Source organism: Hallella mizrahii (assembly GCF_009695775.1).
Lineage (GTDB): Bacteria > Bacteroidota > Bacteroidia > Bacteroidales > Bacteroidaceae > Prevotella > Prevotella mizrahii.
Genome location: NZ_VUNG01000033.1, coordinates 28,669 through 44,563, shown reverse-complemented (window position 1 = coordinate 44,563; position 15,895 = coordinate 28,669). Strand labels below are relative to the sequence as shown.

Annotated in this window: 17 protein-coding genes; 1 reads left to right on the top strand and 16 read right to left on the bottom strand. The window is 51.6% G+C overall.

Translation table 11 applies throughout. The annotated features are described in order from the left end of the window. Positions 1 to 99: 99 nt before the first annotated feature. The 16 genes from traN to FYJ73_RS11545 all read right to left on the bottom strand — a co-directional run bounded on the left by traN (position 100) and on the right by FYJ73_RS11545 (position 14,641). Positions 100 to 1,053, bottom strand: coding sequence for a conjugative transposon protein TraN (traN, locus tag FYJ73_RS11620; protein WP_154534887.1), 954 nt, complete (start codon positions 1,051 to 1,053; stop codon positions 100 to 102). Beyond that, entirely contained in the window at positions 1,050 to 2,285 is a 1,236-nt protein-coding gene (traM, locus tag FYJ73_RS11615; RefSeq protein WP_154534886.1) for a conjugative transposon protein TraM, read from the bottom strand. Before traM ends, traN begins: the two co-directional genes overlap by 4 nt. 27 nt (positions 2,286 to 2,312) lie before the next feature. Then, a complete protein-coding gene (locus tag FYJ73_RS11610; RefSeq protein ID WP_154534885.1) occupies positions 2,313 to 2,771 on the bottom strand; it encodes a hypothetical protein in 459 nt (152 codons plus the stop codon). A 12-nt stretch (positions 2,772 to 2,783) separates the two neighbouring features. After that, positions 2,784 to 3,380, bottom strand: a complete 597-nt coding sequence (gene traK / locus FYJ73_RS11605) for a conjugative transposon protein TraK (protein ID WP_154534884.1) — start codon at positions 3,378 to 3,380, stop codon at positions 2,784 to 2,786. Positions 3,381 to 3,500: 120 nt separating this feature from the next. Beyond that, positions 3,501 to 4,832 (bottom strand): TraJ family protein, encoded by a 1,332-nt coding sequence (locus FYJ73_RS11600; RefSeq protein ID WP_154534883.1) that lies wholly within the window; start codon positions 4,830 to 4,832, stop codon positions 3,501 to 3,503. Positions 4,833 to 4,946: 114 nt separating this feature from the next. Next, on the bottom strand, positions 4,947 to 5,639 hold the full coding sequence (locus tag FYJ73_RS11595) for a DUF5045 domain-containing protein (RefSeq protein WP_154534882.1): 693 nt from the start codon (positions 5,637 to 5,639) through the stop codon (positions 4,947 to 4,949). A gap of 74 nt (positions 5,640 to 5,713) precedes the next feature. After that, a complete protein-coding gene (locus tag FYJ73_RS11590) occupies positions 5,714 to 6,397 on the bottom strand; it encodes a hypothetical protein (RefSeq protein WP_154534892.1) in 684 nt (227 codons plus the stop codon). A 5-nt stretch (positions 6,398 to 6,402) separates the two neighbouring features. Beyond that, on the bottom strand, positions 6,403 to 7,203 hold the full coding sequence (locus FYJ73_RS11585; protein WP_235899341.1) for a hypothetical protein: 801 nt from the start codon (positions 7,201 to 7,203) through the stop codon (positions 6,403 to 6,405). Next, entirely contained in the window at positions 7,185 to 10,139 is a 2,955-nt protein-coding gene (locus FYJ73_RS11580; protein WP_154534881.1) for a TraG family conjugative transposon ATPase, read from the bottom strand. Before FYJ73_RS11580 ends, FYJ73_RS11585 begins: the two co-directional genes overlap by 19 nt. 71 nt (positions 10,140 to 10,210) lie before the next feature. Continuing rightward, positions 10,211 to 10,498 carry a DUF4133 domain-containing protein gene (locus tag FYJ73_RS11575; RefSeq protein WP_154534880.1) on the bottom strand — a complete coding sequence of 96 codons (288 nt, stop codon included), beginning with the start codon at positions 10,496 to 10,498 and terminating at the stop codon, positions 10,211 to 10,213. Positions 10,499 to 10,625: 127 nt separating this feature from the next. After that, positions 10,626 to 10,988 (bottom strand): DUF4134 domain-containing protein, encoded by a 363-nt coding sequence (locus tag FYJ73_RS11570; protein ID WP_154533216.1) that lies wholly within the window; start codon positions 10,986 to 10,988, stop codon positions 10,626 to 10,628. A gap of 208 nt (positions 10,989 to 11,196) precedes the next feature. Beyond that, on the bottom strand, positions 11,197 to 12,249 hold the full coding sequence (locus tag FYJ73_RS11565; RefSeq protein ID WP_154534879.1) for a hypothetical protein: 1,053 nt from the start codon (positions 12,247 to 12,249) through the stop codon (positions 11,197 to 11,199). A gap of 63 nt (positions 12,250 to 12,312) precedes the next feature. Next, positions 12,313 to 12,591 carry a DUF3127 domain-containing protein gene (locus FYJ73_RS11560; protein WP_154534878.1) on the bottom strand — a complete coding sequence of 93 codons (279 nt, stop codon included), beginning with the start codon at positions 12,589 to 12,591 and terminating at the stop codon, positions 12,313 to 12,315. Between the two features lie 34 nt (positions 12,592 to 12,625). After that, a complete protein-coding gene (locus FYJ73_RS11555; protein ID WP_154534877.1) occupies positions 12,626 to 13,282 on the bottom strand; it encodes a hypothetical protein in 657 nt (218 codons plus the stop codon). A gap of 40 nt (positions 13,283 to 13,322) precedes the next feature. Further along, entirely contained in the window at positions 13,323 to 13,910 is a 588-nt protein-coding gene (locus FYJ73_RS11550) for a hypothetical protein (RefSeq protein WP_154534876.1), read from the bottom strand. Next, positions 13,907 to 14,641: a ParA family protein gene (locus FYJ73_RS11545; RefSeq protein WP_154534875.1), complete on the bottom strand. Its 735-nt coding sequence runs from the start codon at positions 14,639 to 14,641 to the stop codon at positions 13,907 to 13,909. The genes FYJ73_RS11550 and FYJ73_RS11545 overlap by 4 nt, the downstream gene beginning before the upstream one ends. A 472-nt stretch (positions 14,642 to 15,113) precedes the next feature. Between FYJ73_RS11545 and FYJ73_RS11540 the strand changes: the two genes are divergently transcribed. Then, complete coding sequence (locus tag FYJ73_RS11540) at positions 15,114 to 15,860, top strand: SIR2 family NAD-dependent protein deacylase (protein ID WP_235899340.1); 747 nt, start codon at positions 15,114 to 15,116, stop codon at positions 15,858 to 15,860. Positions 15,861 to 15,895 lie beyond the last annotated feature (35 nt).

Below are 15,895 nucleotides of genomic sequence, written 5' to 3'. Positions count from 1 at the left end.
GCAACAAAGCTAATCACTTTTTAGTGAAAATCGTAATGTTTGAGCGCTTTTTCAAATGCGTTCGAAGAACGCATCCCCCAGTTATATCGTGCCTTTGTTTTAAAGACCTCTAAAAGTTTGCTGCAAATTAATCAGCAATTCCGGCGCAAAGCTGTCGGCATTGAGAATGTCACGGTAGTTGATGTCGAGGTAGCTGACGCGGCCGCTTATCTGGTCCTCAGTGATTTCAAGGCGCAGCTTCTTCTCTTCGGGGAAGGTGAGCTTCTTGAGGACAATGACATTGCGGTAGGACTTCATGAAGTGGTCAGCATGGTTGACCATGTACACCGGGGTGAGCTCGATGGTCTGCGAGTTAGTGGCCTTCAGCTCCTTTTTGTCCATCAGTTTCAGTCGGATCTCGGCGATATCGTACTTGATGTTGCTCTTGTTCTGCAACGAGAAGTCGATGAAGAAGTAGTCGCCGACGGTGTAGATATTGTTCACCTGCGCACGGATGCCATACTGCTTGCCGTGCACGCGGAAACACTTGCGGCGGCTCGTGAAGATGGACCAGCAGAGACGGGACATGTCGCCCTGCGTCATGCTCACCTCCGGGTTGGTGTAGTCGCGGATGTCCTTCTGGCCGACGGTATAGACGGAGTGGGCACGCTTCGGGGCTTGGGTGTGATAGACGGTGAACTGCGCGATGTGTCGTTCGCCGATGACCGTTACAGTTCCTGCCAGTTCGTTGTCCATCAGCGTGGACTTGGGCTTCAGTCGGACGATGTTGTCGGCGCACTGGTTGCCGACGAGCTTGTCGGTGGAGATGTCCACGAGCTTGATGTTCTCCGGCATGATGAGATGGGTAGTCACCTGGTCGTTGACGTAGATGACGGTCTTCTGCAGGTTGCTCTCGAAGATACGGGCATCGTCCTCAGTGAGGCGGTGTATGTAGCGGATGCGGACGGTATCGTTCTTCTCACTTTTGGTGATGTTGTCACTGTTAACTGCGTTCTCTGCATGGGTTGGCAGGATGGCGACGGCCATCATTGCCATGATGATAATCTTTTTCATTCGTTCTGTGTGTTTATAAGATAGACAATGGTGTTGTACTTGATTTTGGCTTTGTTCTTGCGGATGTTCTTCGACACGGCGGAGCTGGCAGACTGGTACATGTTCTGCAGGGCTTGCAGGGCGATAATCTCCGGGGACACGCCGCCGGTGCCGTTCACGTCGAACTGGATATTCTGAGCGGCGACATTGGAGCCTGCGTCCTTCATCATTTCTCGAAACGTGGACTCGGGGACATAGAAGCCCTCCATGCCGTCGTTGTCAAAGACGCTGAGGTTAACCTTGATGAACTTGTTGCCGACGAGGATGCTGGTGATGTTGGCCATGACACGCTGCTGTCCGAAGCCCGTGACGATGCCGTAGAGGTAAGAGCCTTTCCTGAGGCGGATGCCTTTCACCGTTACGTCGTCAAGGAGCTTGAAGCGAAGTCTTGTGCCCTCACGTGCCTTGGTGGTCTTGTCAATCATCGCCTTGATAAGCGGCTCATCGACATTCTCGGTGCTTGCCACGGTGTTGAACTTCTCGCTGTTGTCTTCCTTGACTTTCTCGACGACCTCGGTCTTCTCTTCCTTCTTGCCTTTCTTCTTCGTGTTGCCAGTGAGTGCGTCGATTATCTCCTGTTGTTGTCTCCTCTCTTCGGCTTCTTCCTCCCTGTCACGCCGGTCCTGCTCAGCCTGGTACTGGCGCTGGCGGTCCATGCTGCGGTTCTGGATGCGCTCCAGCTCACGGGCATAGTTGTTGAGGTCGTCCTGCTGGGTGCGTCCGCCACCATAGCTACGGTTGCCATAGGCATTGCCACCATAGCCGCCGCTGCCATAGCCGTTGATACGGTTCATGTTGGCTTTCTGACGCTCACGGAGGTCCTGCTCGGCTTTCATCTGACGGAGACGCTCAGCATTGACCGCATCAATGTCCTGCCGCTCCTTGTCATTGTAGCCGCTGCCGGTGGTGTCCTTCTGCTCGTACTCGTCGCCAATGCCGTCGACGGCGGTAAAGGCTCCACCCTCTGCAAAGCGTTTGTTCATCGCCGTCATCTTGTCGTCCACGCCCTCACTGCGTGCTTCGGGAAGGCTCATGTTGATGGAGTCGGTGACTGCGTTCTTGGCTGTCTTGCCATTACCCTTGAAGGTCTGCATGCCGAAGTAGATAAGCCCCAACAGAGGCAGGAAGATGACCAAGGGGAAAATGTACTTGGGTTGTCTGAGGTTCAGACGCTTGAGTTTCTGTAAGTCCATATCATATATTTTTTTATTGTTTTGCGTTTATTGTTTGTTGTCGAGATACTTGACTACAAGCTCCAACTGGCGATACTTGACCACGATGTCCACGGAGTCCTGGTGACTTTTTATGGGCAGACGGACGAGGGAGTCGAGGTCGTGCTTGAGCTGCTGGCCCTTGTTTGTAAGCTCCACGGTCTGGTCCACCTGCATGGACTTCAGACGCTGGATGCGGCGGATGCCGTCGAAGGCGGGCTTTACCTCTGTGAAGTCGGATAGCATGTCGGCCTCGTTGTAGGTGCTGGTCAGCGTGAGCCAGCTGCCGATGATGAGTGAGAGCATGAGCATGCTGATGGTGATAACGGACACTCTTTTATTGTGTTTGTCTGCCCATTGGTTGGCTTTTTCTATCTTCTCGCGGAGCTTGAACTTGTCTGTCAGCGACTTGATGCCTTCTGCTATCTTGGCATCTTTTTTTGCCTTGGTGCGTTTAAATATCTTCATGGTTTCAATTTATTAGTAGTCCAAATCTTTGTTTTCGAGGGTTCTCCAGTTGGTGATGAGCAGTCCGTGGGGATTGTTCTGCGTTCTCGGCACGTTCTCTATCTCGCCAACTGTAATGATGGAGCGTTTGAGGTCACGGCTTCGACGCTTGATAAGCTGCGTGCCGAAGTACTTGAATTTCTTCTCATGCTCATTGAACTGGATGGAGTCGCACTTGATGGTGCAGACGGCAGAGGAAGAAATAATGTCGGAGTAGAAGCCGTTCTCTTCCATGGCCTGTTTCTGCTTCATGGCCGTGCCGTCAGCCATATACAGGGCCTTGCCAAGCGTCCACTTGATGTAGTCATTGTCTGGAGGCAGGTTGAAGAAGTACTGGTGGAAGAGCTGGATATGAGCCTTGGCTTCCATCACGAAGTTGGCTTCCTGCAGGCTGCGCTCGGCGAGGAAGGGGATGTCACCATCGAGGATGTATATCTGGCTGCGCTCCTCACTGACAAGCTTTGAGCTCTGATAGACAGTGAAGATGCAGATGGCAGTGCAAGCCGTCAGCGTGAGGATGACGGTTGTAAGTGCCAGCTTGGTTTTCTGTTCTAAGGATTGTATCAACATAACATTATATGAGTTAGGAATTAGAAGTTAGGAGTTTGCCAATTAAGGAATTAGGAAGTTGGAGTTAGTAGAGTTGGGGAGCTGCCTCACTTTGGCTTGGCAACTCCCAACTTCTCACTCCTAACTCCCTTCCGCTCCTCCGGGCTTGTAGTTGGAGTCGGACTTGCCCACATTATTTATACTGCGTGCTGAGTCCGCGCCACGGCTGTAGGAGGCTCCAAGTCCGGTCTGTGCCATGATGGTACGGGCAGTCTGGTTGAAGCCGCTGCCACCATCGCTGTGCGACTGCTGTGCCGCGCCGATAATGGAGGCTGTGCCGGTGGCTACTGCCGCTCCTGCCGCTGCCGTCGTGGTCGCCGCACCCATCGCATAGCTTGCACCGCCGAAGACGAGGGTCTGTGCCATGCTGCCGGAAGCCGTTCCTGCGCTGGAACTGATACCGCCGGGGATGAGCCATGAGGCTACTTCGGGCACGAAGCGGAGAACATAAGCACCCACGAGCATGCCCATGGCATACATACAGTTGGAGCCGATGCCCTGCAAGCCCAATGCGCCTATCTGCTGCCATGAGTTGACTGTTCCTCGCAGGAGGGTGTCGTAGGCCTTGATGTCCTCCATGAGGTTGTACATCAGGATGAAGTCGATGTAGTATAGGCAAAAGTACACGACAAATCCCCATAGGGAAAGCGACAGGTACTTGCCCATCCACTGGGCCCAGGCGTTGCTCCAGGGCGGTACGATGCTGAGGGCGAACATGATGGGCGCAAAGGTGGCGAGGATGGTCATGAAGATGCGCTGGGCGACGAGCATGCCGTAGTAGGACATCTGGAAGATGAGCTCGCCAACGAACCGTATCACGTCATTGATCCACTCGCTGACCTTGGTCTCGGCGGCCACGGCGGCACGCTGGGCGTAGTTGTTGATAGTGGAGCCGAGGTTCTCCATGTTGTAGATTAATTTGTCCCACCAGTGTGCGTCCTCGCCGATGGCCTGCACCTGCTTGGCGGTCTCGATGCTGTCCTGCACCTGCCGGAGGCGTTTGAGGTAGTCGTCCTGCTTTTGGGCGACCTTGAGCTCCAGTGCAGCCACTTCCTTGTTCTTGCTCTGTGCCATCTGTCGGGTCACATCCTCCAGTCCCTTGCCGGGCATCTTGAGCGACTCGCAGATATAGCTGCTGTAGGTGATACATAGGGAGAGGCCGATGATACGGGCGAGCTTCATCACGTCCATGCCGCGACGGCCGAGCATCATCATCCAGCACTCGTAGGAGCCCATACAAAGGGCAAGCAACAAGCCGAGCATCTTGGCAAAGCTGACGGCATTGCCGAGAATGGCGGACTTGGGGAAAGTCTCCATGGCCGTCAGCAGTCGCATCAGACTGTCGTCGATGGCAGGGAGGCCCATCGTCAGCAGCTGGTTGATGAACATTGAGGATAATTGTAGGTCTATCATGATGTTGTGGTATTCAAGAATTTGAGAATTATAGAATTTTTCTTAATCACAATCTAAACGTTTCTTGCAGGTAATTACTCCCCTCTCTATGGGAGAGGGGTCGGGGGTGAGGCTTCAGTAGTATTGCTGTGCCATTCCGACGAGGTGTGCCACACGGGAGACAATCTGTTCCATCTGCTTCTTGTACTCTATGTAGGCTTCCTGCCGTTTGGAGTTTTCAAGCTCATTGCCAATGCCCTGCTTGTGGGTGTAGGCGATGGACTGGCAGATCATGTCGTTCTGACGCTGGAGCTCGCTGACCTGTGGGGCCATCTTGCCCTTGCTCTTCGTCAGGCAGTAAGTGAGCCCCTCGGTGATGGACTTCTGCATTCGGGTAAAGTCGTCCTTGAAGGAGTGATAGACAAGGTCGACGTTGCGGTCGGCGGCACGGATCACTTCCTCGTCGTGCATCTCCTTGACTTTTTCACGTTCTTCCTCGACTTTCTTGATTTTCTCCTTCTGCGTCTCCTCCTGCGCCACACGGCGGGGCATGACGGTCTTGACGTTAGACTTGTGCTCCTTGAAGCGGACACGGTAGCCGGACTTGAAGCCCGACCACTTCCAGTAGGTCTCGGCACCGGAGTATTTCTTGTGGAGGAAGTAGTAGTACCAGTCGGGGGCGAAGTCCCAGGGACCGGTCTCCATGCTCCGCCACTGCTTTTCCTTCTGCTTGTCGTGGACGATCTTCTGGGCATAAGCGCTCACGCCTTCCCCGACGGGGAAAGCGAGAGCTAAACAAACAATTAGGGAAGAAAGTATGTGTCTCATGATATTGTCGTTTTGATTATTTACTCGTTTTACATTGATATTGAATTGGTTGTTGGTTTGTTGTTTCGAAGCGATTATGCTCCGTACCACTTGTCAATGACCTTTGTGGCTATCTCATCTTTCACATCGCTGTTGAGGATATCCCAGATGTAGTCGTAGTGGAAGCCGCCCATGACAACGATGCTGCACCAGAGATTGGCGGAGTCGATGATGCCGAGCATATTGGAGATGTAGCTGTGGAGGGTATTGACGAGCTCAAGTTTCTCGTCCATACTGGCACGCATCACGTTAAGGCCGCTGGCGGTGAGGGTCGCGTACATCTGCTTGATGTTCTTGATTTCTCTTGCACAGGCGAAGTTGGCCTCGGTATAGTACCATGCCACGGCTGGCTTCTTGAAGGCGTACTTGGCCGTGTTCTTCGTGAACTTGGCATAGGTGTCGATAAGCCTGTAGAGGTCGGTGCCCGTCGATGCCAGCGCCGTACCGAGGATGACGTAGCTGTAGGCGTTGTTGAGCTTGGAGTTCAAGGTCATTCGCACGTCGTTGAACTTCGTCGCACCCTTGGTCACAAGGCTCTGCTCGCCATAGCTTGCCGTCACCTTCTCCAGTGCCTTTTCCTCTTCTTTTTTGATGAGCTTGTGCAGCGAGATGAGTGCCTCGATGGTCGGCTGGTCGTTGGGGTAGTCGAAGGCATGGGCTTTCGAGGGGTAGAGGTAGGCAACGGCCAGCATGCAGATTATGGTGGTATGGTACTTCATTGCTTTCATGTTCCAAGGTTATTCCAGTCGTTGATAATGCCGTCCACCATGTTGCTTGCCTGATAGACGGAAGCCCAGCTCTCAGGGTCGATGGCAAAGAACACCTCGCCCCAGGTGCCGAACTGGCACATCATCACCATCACGTCCATCTTGTACTTCATCTCCAACAGACGGGAGTAGATCTTGTTGGCCAGCGTCAGACGGGTGTAGCGGTCCATGAAGTTATAGCCGTCGCCCTGGCCCATGTTGTAGCGGCCGCCGCCGTTGGGTATCTTCTGGCGGATGATGGGATTGTCGGGCAATTTTATCTTGCCGTTGTTCACCACGTCGATGAAGTCATGGATAAGTCCTTCGGTCTCAATGACAATGTCGGCGAGCTCGTTCAGGCAAAGGACGTAGTTCTTCACAGGGTTCGAGGCGATGTACTTCGTTACCGTAGGAATGCCGGAGAGGATGTCGGCACTTAGGAGAAAAATTTCCTTGTAGTAGGCAGACTCCTCTCCGAAGCCGCGGACATTGGTCATCGTCAGATGGTAGAGTTCCTTGATACCCTCCATCGTGGCGGTGTACTGCAAAATTTTCTTTTGCTTTTCAGAGATGGTGTCAAGACGCTCGTTGTGCTTGTTCTCGATGAGCTTCTGGGCGGTGGTGTTGGCACTGACCTGTCCGGTCGTCCAAGGGTCATAGACCACACGCCATCCGGCAAAGGCCTGTGAGGTGGCAAGAAGGAGCATGGCAGCCGTCAAGGTACAGCATTTCTTCTTTCTGTTGTCCGTCCTATTGGTATTTAGTCTGATTTGTCCCATAGTGGCATGATTTTCTGTTGTTTGTTCACTTTGACCGCGAAGTCAAGATACTTCTTTATACCCAACTTCTTGCGGTCTTCCTCAATTTTCGTGATGGCGGTCTGGATGTCTCCGTAGTGCCGCTCATAGACTTTCAGAGCTTCCTTCTCGGCGCGTTCCGTGGTGTAGGCCCAGTAGCATTCGGGCGGTTCCTCAACGCCATAGACATCGGAGTACTGGCCGCGGCATATCCACACCTCCTTGAAGTAGTTCCGGCCCTCGTGGTTGTTGAGGGCATTGACGGTGAAAATCTGCTGCTTCTGCACCTGTGTCAGTCCGAGGATGGCACTAATGGCATCATACCTGTCCTTGAACTTAGACTGGTCGAGGAGGATTTTCACGTCGGAGTTGTTGATGATGGCTTCCTTGACAATAGGTGAGTCTATCACGTCATTCAACTCTTGGGTTACTACTCCTGCTATGCCGTGGAACTTTCTCACTGTTTTATAGAGGTACTTGATGTACTCGGCCATGGTCGGTGACGAGATGGCCTTCCACGCCTCCTCGATGATGAGTGCCTTGCGGCCTTTCTTGATGCGCATCTTCTGCAGGAACACGTCCATGATGATGAGCACGACGATGGGGAACAGCACGGGGTCGTCCTTGATTTTGTCAATCTCGAAGACAATGAACTTCTCGTCAAAGAGACTGGCATCCACGTCGTTGTTCAGCGTGTGCTCCAGCTCTCCGCCCTTATAGAACTGCTCCAATATGGCGGCGAAGTTGTCGATGTCGAAGGTGATGCTCTTTTCTCTCATAATCTGCGGGATGCGCTCGATGGCAAACTCGTAGTAGCTGTTGAAGCTGAGGTTGTCAACGTGCATCTTCCGGCGTTGCTTCTCCATACGGTCAATGCGCTGCTCGATGGTGACGAGATAGTTGCCCTCGATGAGTCGGGGCATCAGGCGCATGAGCTGGCGGTTGGCGGCAACCTTCTCGCCATCGGTGGCGGCCTTGTCGTTGATGAGGTCGTGGAGTTTGTTCACCTTCCGCTGGATTCGTGCGTAGGCTTCCTTCTCCTCAGCAGTATGTAAAGGACCATCACCGGCCACACGACTGCCATCAGCAGTATGGAGAGTATCGTGTTCAGTATCCTGTCCGCCAAAGGCAGATGGATCTTCGGATGTTTCGGAAGTGGGGATGTCTGTTTCATAGTCATACTCTGTATGTTTGTATTTTTCTTCGAGTTCTTTGCTGTGCTTTTCGTAGGTGCCGTTCTTCTTGTCCTCAAGGAGCAGACGCTTGCGGAGTTGGTCGCGCTCCGCGTCGGTGAACTCCTTGAACGGGGTGAAGTACGACTCGTAGTACTCGACAATGGTCTGGTTGATGATTTTGTCCTCTATCTTCGTGGGAGCCTCGCTGCCCTTGAAGATGAGGAAAATGAGCGACTTAAGGAAGTTCTTTTTCTCGCCGAAGTTCTGCGCATACTCGGTGTCCGTGATCTTGAACGGGTTCATCGAGATGGGCTTTTCCTTCGAGTAGGTGATGTAAGTGCCTTTGAAATAGCGGCATATACCCTCATAGCTGTCACCCGTATCAACCATGACTACGTCGGTATTCTGCTCCAAGAGCTGGCGCACGACGCTGTTCATGTGGAAGGACTTACCGCTTCCGCTTGGGCCGATGCAAAAGAAATTGGCGTTGTCGGTCATCTTCAACCTGCCTTCCTTGCCGGTGATGTCGATGCAGACGGGCAGACCCTGGCGGTCGGTGTAGTAGGTCTTCAGCGGCGTGTCCTCGCTGTGTTTCAGATGTTCCTTGAAGAAGAGGCAGAGGGCTGCGTCGTTGAGCGTCAGGAAGAGGTCGTAATCGGGGTTGAACGAATAAGCGTTGCCGGGGAAGGAGTCCATGAAGAGCTCCAACTGGTTATAAGCCGACTTTGACGCAAAGATGCCGCACTCGTAGAGTTTGGTCTCGATGAAGCTGGTCACGGGTGTCAGTTTATCGGCCTTGCAACTCACCAAAAGGTTGAAGTTGGTGTAGACGAGCAGTTTGCTGTCCTGGGCGAGCACGTCGAGAACGGTCTCGATGTCGGCCTTGGCAATTTTGTTGCTGGGGTCGGGCATGGAGCCGTGGCGCTTGGCCTTGGACTGGAGCTTTCTCAACAGTTTCCTTTGCTGGGGGATTTGGATGACCTGGTTGTAGATGACGCAGTCGGTGTCAGGTATCTCGCTGAGGAAGGCCAGCAGGTCGGTGGCGATGACGTAGCCGTTGACGGCCACGGGCTGGTAGGGTTTTATCAGCGATGGCAGGTCGATTTCGTCCACATCGACGATGTCGAAGGATTTTACGACCTTGTCGCCCATCTTCAAGCAGTCATCACCGGCCTTGAAGCTCTGCATCGAAAAAGGACCATCCTTGAAGTGGAAGGCCATGAAGCGGTGGAGGTACTCGTTGACCTCGTCCTTGGTGAGCTTGCGGTGCCAGATGCCACGCTCCTTGAGGATGTCCATGACCTTGCTGACCTTGGTATGGAAGTCGAGCCATGTCTTGGGGTCGTATTTGACGAAGGCGGACTTGACGGTCTCCTGCGTGATGACAAGGTAGGTGCGGATCTCGGTATAGGGTCTGCCGTTGAAGTAGCGGAAGTAGCTCCAGGTGAGGAACTCCATATCGTCGGTGATGTCGTGGTGGTAGCTCTGGCGGCACAGCACGTCCTGCTTCTGCAGGGCATAGCCCTCGCCGAGCGTCTGGACGATGTTGTTCAGCACGTCGGTGAAGGCGACGTACTGCACGGCATCCGTGGCATACTGTTGCACGGGGTTCTCTATCTCGATGATGACGGACGGATTGCCATTCTTCGAGAAGAGGACAGTATTCTGCAGTTTGCCGGAGCCATCCTTGATGTCCTGGAGCTGGGCGAAGAGGCCGTCAAGCGGCTTTTTCTTGTTTGCCATGGTAGGTTATGTTTGTAGTAACTGATTTTTGTTTTCGATTTTCTGTATTCTTTTATCTATTTTATTCGCGGCTACCGCTCGTACATTTTGTAAAAGAAGTAGATGCCGCGGTGGCGTTTCTTGCTGTGCAGTCCGCTGCGCTGCTTGACGTAGATGGAGATGATTCCTACTGCGGCGAGGCAGACCATGACGATGAAGCCGACAAGCTTGCCGAAGAGTATGGAGAACAGCAGGAAGCCGAGGAAGCTCAGGCCGATAGCTCCGGCGGCATAGGTCAGGAACCTGCCGCGGATGCCCATGAACTCCAGTGGCTTCTGGAGTCCCTTGAAGACAGGGATGCCGTTGAAATTGATGTCCATTATCTTATAGTTTTATTGCGATATTATTTTATATTATATATTGTATTTGATAGAGATTTCAGAGTTAAAAGGTGTCCGACTCCGAAGATTCGGAAAGTCGGACTCCTTGTTTAACCGTAGCTTGTAACTACTTGAAGAACAAAGGCAAAGCCTCGCTCATTGCAAGAAAAGCTACACAACCGCCAATAGTCAGCATGATAGCCTTTTTCACGTCCTGGTCACCATTCTGCATTTTGAAATAAATACTGAATGCGCCGACGAGTGCGATGACTGCTGCAATGGCCTTCATTAAGTTACTGACGGGGGTCTGGTAGCTCGACACCTCGGTGATGGCTTTCTGGAATCCGCCGGCGCCCTTGCTCTGGGCGAAGGTCATGACGGCACAGAAAAGGAACATTCCGAGGAAGGCGGCTACACGCTTCACGGGGATTCTCTTACATGCGCTCATGCAGGAGTTCATGATGGTTTTGGTTGAAATGGTTTGTAACATAAGTTTGTTAAGATATTTCATTACGTTACAATTTAAAGACCACATGAAAGGTGGAAGATGGGTGAGTGCCACTCACGTGGCCGTCTGATCCCCTTGCCTCACGGCGCAGCCCTCTTCCGGAAGCTGTCTTATCAATCAATCTTTACTAAATGGAAAGTAACACTCTAAATAACATTCTAAAACGTATTCATCTTTTGAGAAACTAACCCTAAATATTGAATTCTGGCGGAGCCTCACGGTTCGACCGTTCAGATTTTTCTATCGCTTGGAGCTCGTCCTCATCGAGAACGCGCTCTGATTCTTTCTTTTCCCATAAATTGTTGATTTGTCTGAGTGTCATCTGAGCTTCGTCGAGAGAAACTTGCTTAGCCTCCTTGCTGACTTGCTCGGCTGTTTGGGCTCCCTGCAGCTTTGTCTGCTGTTTGGAGTCGTCTATCTGAACCTTTAAGATGTCGAAGTAGGCATCGCTGCGGAACTCAGGCTGCTTGGGTGGCTTGGGAGTTCTTGGCTTCTTTGAAGGTGAAGTCTTTGCAGAAGTCTTCTCTTGGGAATCTGACTTTGAAGGATTTTTTCCTTTGGAAAGCTCTTTGCCTGCGGTATTCGATACTTGTGAAGAATGAGGTTGCTCAGGCTCGACGATGCGGACATTAGGGTCTGATGACTTGGCTTCTGTGGTATCTTTCGGTACCTCGGGCTGTCTGTCTTCCGAATTTTTTCTTCTTTCTTCTTCCGCCGTATCCCCTAGAGTTTCGTACTCTTTACGTTTCTGCTCGTCTTGTGCAGCTGATGCGACGGTCATTTCCTCAGCCAATATCTCCTGCCGCTTGATGCGGACTAGCTCTTGTATGCGCTTTTGGGTCTCGGCATCCGTGGGACGCGGCCCGATGTCATCGGTTGGCTTGCGCTCAGATGGGTTAGCCTTGGCTGCTGCACCAAAATTCGTCTCAGAGGGAATTGTGTTAGAAGACCCAAAGGACACTTCTATATTTTCCCTTATATCACTTCCACCATTAGGAGATTTGCTGGCATTCTCGACGGTCTTCTTTTCCTCTTCTGTGATGGAATGGTTGTCTTCATTTTCATCCGCCTTTCTTGTGGCTTTCAGCATCTCGCTCTTGACAGACTGAGCCTTGGGCTCGTCATTGCCAACGGTGATGGGCTTGAACTGCCCAGCCTCGTCGGAAATGTCAATTTCTACGTCCTTGGGCTTGGGCATGAACTCCACAGGCTCCTTCTTGAGGAAGAGGTCGTAGATAATCATGCCCGCATAGCCAAAGACATAAATCACAACAATAACTATTACTATACTAGTGAAAGCCATAAGCTACTCTGCAAAGGGTTGTGACTCGTCGCGCTCGATGCCGGTGACGCTGTTCTTGCCGAACACCTTGTCTCCTGCCTCGTGGACTTTGGGGACATAGGTCACCGTCAGCTTCTCGCCTTCGGTGATGGCGTACTGGTCGATTTCTTTCTGTCCGAAGACTTCCAAGAGCAGCTCGCCGTCGGTCTTGAGGACAAACTGCTGGGCTGCCCATGTGCTGCCCTTCTTTGACGTGCCTGTCCTTACGGGCAGGACTTTCGTGATCGTTCCTGTTGTTTTCATAGTCGGTAGTCTGATTACTGGTTATCTGATTGGTTTAGTTGAAAGTCTGCTCATTGGCCGACACGGCCGGAGATGCTGAATATTTCTCCGTTTCCTCCGCGCACGTTGTCGGCAATGGCAGGAAAGTGAATCCGAACGCCTTGCCGTGTTCCTCGCGAACGGGGTGACGGCGAAGGGTGGAATCATAGTAGAAGGTGTGGCCGTCGGCTCCTATGATGTAGCCGAGACGCTTGAGGGAGCCGCGAAGGCGGATCTTCCTCAGGTTGCTCACCACCTTTATGTTAGTTTTCTGGTCCAGCCCGAAGATGATGCGGCGGCGCTCCTTTTGCACGAGCTCCTTGCGACGACGGCTTCGGATGGTGCGGTACTGCTCTGGCGTGCGCTCCAGCCCGAGCTCACGGGCGATTATCCTGATAGACTCCTTGTGCATTCCGGTGCGCTCCGCCATCTCCTGATAGCTGAGGTTGCAGTATTCCATCTGTACAAAGGAGCGTGCGTCGCGGTTGCGACCGGAGGGGTCAAGTTTTTTTAGTCCGAGACGGCGGGCATGGCTGCTAACAGTGCTTCGCGTGCAGCCGATATGCGAGGCTATCTCATGAAGATAGTCCGTATGGAAGCGCTCCTTGAGGATGTCGTCGTGCTCTGGTCTCCAAACTGTTCGTTTTGCGGTAGGCTGGAAGGTTGTATTCATTGTGTTTACGTTGTTGGTCTGTGTTGTTGTTTATTCTCTCTTACTGTAAAAGGTTGGTCCGGTGAGTAATGAGCCGGCGCAACTCATCCTTGTTGGCATCGATGAAGGCTTTAGCCAGGGCTGTGAGGATGGCCGAGAGGCGGTTGCGTCCATAGACTATCTCCAGTGTGACAAAGACTTCGTCGGGAAGGAAGACCCAGTGGCGGTGACCTTTTTCCATGGCATAGGAGAAGGATTCTATCTGCGACTGGATGTCTTTCTTTGAGGGCAAAGCGGATATTTTTGCTTTCGGTATCTCTTTGACATTTTCAGCTGCTTTCCTTTCTTCCTCTCTTTCGGTCTTGGCGGGAGGTGGTTTTACCCTGCTCTTTCGGGGCTTCTCCTTCTGACGTGGCTCGGTCTCAATAGACGGTTCCTTGTCAGTCTCCGAATCCTCGGTAGAGGGACACTTTTCCTTGTCATCTTTCTGACTTTGCTTTTCTTCTGCTGGGAATGGTTCCTCCGGCTTCACCTCTTCCTTGGGCTTGTCGCTCTGCCACATGTAGGCTGGCTCGCTCTCACCGTTGACTTTCCGGAGAAGTTCGTGAATATCCCCGAAAACCATTGGTTGAGGTGTGCCGTCAGTCATGCGGATTTGGATTTTTCGTTATAGATGCAGTCATAGAGCGTATCGTAGCACTTGTCAACAATCTCATGTTGCTTATCAGTGAGGTAGAGCGTGCTGTAACGCTGAATCTCGGCACTGTTGGGTATCTTCGGCAGAACGGTGCCCAGCTTGGCGAAGTAGTCAAGGAACTTCTGCTGCTCGGCAAGCTCGTCCTTGCGGCCCCAGTTCTTGTTGAACTGGTTGGGCAGAAAATAGAACGGAGGAAGCTTGTCAAGGCCGTTCTCACGTGCAACCATGGCGACCATATCAACAAAGGAGGTGGTACCGTTGATGCAGGTTTTCTCCAACTGGATGGTAGTGACGATGGCATCGGCCTCGAAGAGAAGGGGAAGATAGCCCTCTTGGGTGAGACTGCCCGGTGTATCGATGAAAAAGTCGAAGTCCTCGTTGCGCATGGCTCTTATAAGGTTGAGTGTTTCTTTCTCGCTGCTGAGCTGGGTACATGGTACGACCTGATACAGAGGCGGGAGCTGTGGCCAGCGTTCTCTGTCCTGCTCGTGTTTTTTGACAATGCTGCGCTGAGGGTCGCCGTCAAGTACGACGAGACGGCAATGGTGTTTGAGTACAAACTGACCAGCGCTGAGCACACAGTTGGTGGTTTTGCCGCAGCCGCCTTTCTGGTTAGCAAACACAATAATCTTATTGCGTCTCTTCTCGGGGGTCTTCCCGATGTTAAAGAATGGTATGTTCATAAGGTTGGTTGTTGGTAACTCGTGTCATGGAGTTTTTGTCACCTCTGTTATGCCCGCCTCGTGGCGGCATAAGATAGTTCCGTGTGACGGTAAAAGACGCGCTCCTTTTTGGTAGGCCTGTATTCCAAGGGAGCTTGGCCCTGCAAGCGGTTAGGTGCCTGCATTGTGGTTTTCTGCTGCAAAGATAGGGACAATTCCGCATAACAGCAACAGTAGCTATATGTAAAGTGCTGATTTATCGCTGAATTTGATGAAAAAAGTCGATTTTTCTCAAAATATGGCCGACTTATGGAAACGGTTTGGGCTATAGCAATGTCTCAAAGGCATTAAAGCCACGGAAACGGCACATGCACATTCGAAATCAATGCTGGTTATCTACCTTAACTTAAGGCAAAAGAGAAATTTTCTCACGTCTGATGATGTCGTTATCAGAAAGACTTCGTATATTTGCATTTGCTAATTGACTCAAATCTTGAGTTTATGTAAGCAAGTCAGCAAGGATATTATTCAAAAAAAAGCAGATATGATAAGGCAGCACATTGTGTTTTTGACAGGAGCAGGTATCAGTGTTGAAAGCGGATTGAGCACTTTCCGTGGTAAGGACGGTTTGTGGACTAATGATGAATGGGCATATCTGGCCAGTACAGAAGCGCTCTACACAGATACGCAGAGGTGTCTTGACTTCTATAATTTTAGGCGTAAGCAGTTGGCGGAGGTAGAGCCAAACGATGCTCACAGAATGATTGCCGAACTTGAAAAAGAACATGATGTAACGGTAATCACCCAAAACGTCGATAACCTACATGAGCGAGCTGGCTCCACTCACGTTATCCACCTTCATGGCGAACTTAGCAAAGTGTGTTCGACGGATAACCGTAGGACATGTGTGAAGGAATATCCTTTGACAACTCCTATTATGGTCGGCGACAAAGCTGATGACGGTTCACAATTGCGTCCGTACGTGGTAATGTTCGGTGAATACATTGATAATATGAATGCCACAGACATTGTAAGTATGGCTGATATTTTTGTTGTCATAGGTACATCGCTACAGGTATATCCGGCAGCAGACCTTATCCGCTATGCGCATCATGAGGTTCCAAAGTTTTTAATCGACCCTGGAGAAATGGATCAATGTACAAAATTAGGTTATACTCACTTTAGGACTACGGCCACAGAGGGAATGAGAATGCTTTTGGAGGCATTCAAAAAGCTTTGACAAAAAAGAGAATTGCAATTGTGTCGATACCAAAA